Below are 2,784 nucleotides of genomic sequence, written 5' to 3'. Positions count from 1 at the left end.
CTCGACCTGGCCACGGCGCTGTTCGAGCACGGGCGGATCACGACCACCGAGGCCAAGGCCAAGCGGGTGCGTCCGCTGGCCGAGCGTCTCATCACCTTCGCCAAGCGCGGTGACCTGCACGCGCGTCGTCGGGTGCTCTCGGTCATCGGTGACAAGGAAGTTGTGCACGTCCTGTTCGCCGAGATCGCGCCGCTGGTCGCCGAGCGTGAGGGTGGCTACACCCGCATCACGAAGGTCGGCAACCGGAAGGGTGACAACGCCCCGATGGCGGTCATCGAGCTCGTTCTGGAGCCCGTGAACCCGAAGCCGAAGTCGGCGAAGAAGGCTGCTCCGGCTGCCGCTGCGCCCGCTGCCGAAGAGGCTCCCGCTGCGGAAGAGGCTCCCGCTGAGGAGGCTCCTGTTGAGGAGGCTCCTGCCGCCGAGGCCCCGGAAGAGTCCACCGACGCGGCAGCGGATGCCGGTGCCGAGTCGTCCGAGGAGGGCGCCGCCGCTGAGGCCGCCGCCGAGGACGCTGTTGTCGAGGACGACGCCAAGTAAAACCTCCAGCCTGCGCCGCATCCGTGGCGTAGACGGATCACACACCGCATCCTCGGTGTGACACCCCGTGTTAGGGGGAGTCTCACCGAGGATGCGGTGTTTCACGTGTGTGGAGCGCGTGCGTAGGGTGGGACGGTGAGTGAAAGCACCATGCCTGCGCCGATTCCTGAGAACGCCGCGCCGACTGATGTGAGGCCGTTGTCGGAGCGCGTCGGAGCGCCCGAGACGGTCGCTGAGATCCAGCATCCGGATGTCGCCACCTGGCGCCCCGCGACGCGGGCGGACCTCGACGAGATGGTGGTCCTGGTCGACGCCTGCGACCGGGTCGATCATCCGACGTGGTTGACGCCGCGCGAGGACGTCGAGGAGATCTTCGAGCTTTCGCACATCGACCCCGAGCGTCACACGCGACTGGGTTTCACAGCTGACGGTGACCTCGTCGCCATGGCCGGCATCCTGGTGCATCCATCCCAAGACAAGCACGTCTATGTCTATTGCACCGGTATGGTGCATCCGCGGTGGCGCCGCCGCGGTATCGGCACAGAGGTGCTGCGCTGGGAGTACGAGACCGCCCAGACCGAACTGGCGCGGACGGAAGCCGAACTCCCGGGTGCGATCTTCCTTCACGCGTACGAGCACGACGCTGATGCTCGTGCGCTGGGTGCGCGGCGCGGCATGCCCGAGGAGCGGTGGTTCACAACGATGCTCCGTGACCTGTCCCAGCCCATTCCGGATGTGCCGCTGGATGCCGGATCCCCAGGCCTGCGGATCGAGACCTTCGGCCCGCAGTGGCGGGATCCCACGCGCGTGGCGCGCAACGACGCGTTCCGTGACCACTGGGGAAGCCTGGAGACTCCGCCGGAGCGGTGGGAGCGATTCGTCGGCGGTGGGCAGTTCCGCGACGACCTCTCTCGGATCGTCGTGGATGGCGACCGCGTGGTGGCGATGGCCCTGGCTACCGTCAACGAGGATGACTGGGAGGTGCAGGGCTACACGTCGGCGTATGTCGCGCTGATCGGTGTCGTTCGCGACTATCGCGGCAAGCGCCTAGCCCCGGCGGTGATCACTGCGCTGCTGAACGCGGCGCGGGATGCGGGGCTTGAGAAGGTGAATCTCGATGTCGACACCGAGAGCCCGACGGGCGCGAACAGCCTGTACGGCAGGCTCGGGTTCGATGCCACCGACCGCGAGGTCGCCATGGTCTCCCGGTTCTGAACGGCGCCGGTTCCGCAGCGCTGAGCCCACACCTTCGCGCGCGAGGCCACCGGATTCTTCGAACGGAAAGTGGGGGTTCGGAGCAAACCGTGTGGGTTCGGCGGGAGGACGGGGTTCGACGGGAGGACGGGGCTCCCGCAAGAACGGGGGCTACTGCGCGATGCGAGCGTCGGTGCGGGTGGCCTCGCGGTAGGCGCGGGTCTCGGTGAGGTACTCGTCGATCGCGCGCTGGTTCTCGGACTGACGGATCGCGGCGAGGACCGTATCGGCATAGATCTGGCCGCCCGAGGTGCCGGGATGGATGCGGTCACCGGCCAAGTAGTCCACGTGCGGGTCGATGGCACTCGCCCAATCGGCGATCATCGTGCCCGGATGCGCGGCCGCAAACGCCGTGATGTCGCTGTTGACGCCCGGGATCCAATCGCGCGGCGCGTAGGCGTTCACGAGCACGAGGGTTCTGTCAGGGCCGGCAGTGGCGGCCATCCGTTCATAGGCATCGTGACTGATCGGGCCGTTCGTGCCGAGGGCGATGACGACGTAGCGGCCCAACTGCCCGGCAGCGGCGAGCTGATCGATGATGCCCGGCCCCGCCCACGAGGAGCGCGACACCGCAGCATCCACTCGGATGCCGGGAAGCGTGTCATACAACGAGGGAGCGGCCGCGAGCATGACCGAGTCGCCGACAGCGGTGATCTCGCCGCCCGAGATCGGGGTCGGTGACGGGGCGGGCGGCCTCACCCCTCCGTCGGCGAGAGAGCCGGCCGGCGCAGGCTCATCGGGCTGCGGGCGGGCGTCCGTCGACGGTGTCGGGCTGGCGGATGCGGCATCGACGGCTGCCTGGCCCTCGGCGACAACTGCCTCACCGGATGACACGCTCGCTCCGGTGAGGGCGGCGGCGACAGTCCCGAACACGAGGGCCGTTGTGGCCAGGCTCCCGATGACGGTGCCCCACAGCGCCCCGGCATCGACCCCGACGCGTGCTCGTGCCGCACGCCAGGTCCCGCGGAAGCCGAGACGTCGCACGGGTGTTTC

General features: G+C 68.8%; 2 protein-coding genes and 1 pseudogene. 2 read left to right on the top strand and 1 reads right to left on the bottom strand.

The genetic code is table 11. The features are described 5' to 3' along the window. The coding region (rplQ, locus tag Q1V87_RS12000; RefSeq protein WP_300593108.1) for a 50S ribosomal protein L17 at positions 1 to 537 on the top strand (537 nt) is incomplete at its 5' end. A 135-nt stretch (positions 538 to 672) separates the two neighbouring features. Further along, the gene (locus tag Q1V87_RS11995) at positions 673 to 1,752 is read left to right on the top strand and encodes a GNAT family N-acetyltransferase (RefSeq protein WP_300593105.1); all 1,080 of its coding nucleotides are present in this window, start codon (positions 673 to 675) and stop codon (positions 1,750 to 1,752) included. A 150-nt stretch (positions 1,753 to 1,902) separates the two neighbouring features. On the opposite strand, the pseudogene Q1V87_RS11990 reads toward Q1V87_RS11995, so the two are convergent. Next, positions 1,903 to 2,784 (bottom strand): annotated as a pseudogene (locus Q1V87_RS11990) (acetyltransferase); the annotation flags it as partial.

Source organism: Microbacterium sp. (assembly GCF_030149085.1).
GTDB lineage: Bacteria > Actinomycetota > Actinomycetes > Actinomycetales > Microbacteriaceae > Microbacterium.
This window is presented reverse-complemented; position numbering and strand designations above follow the sequence as displayed.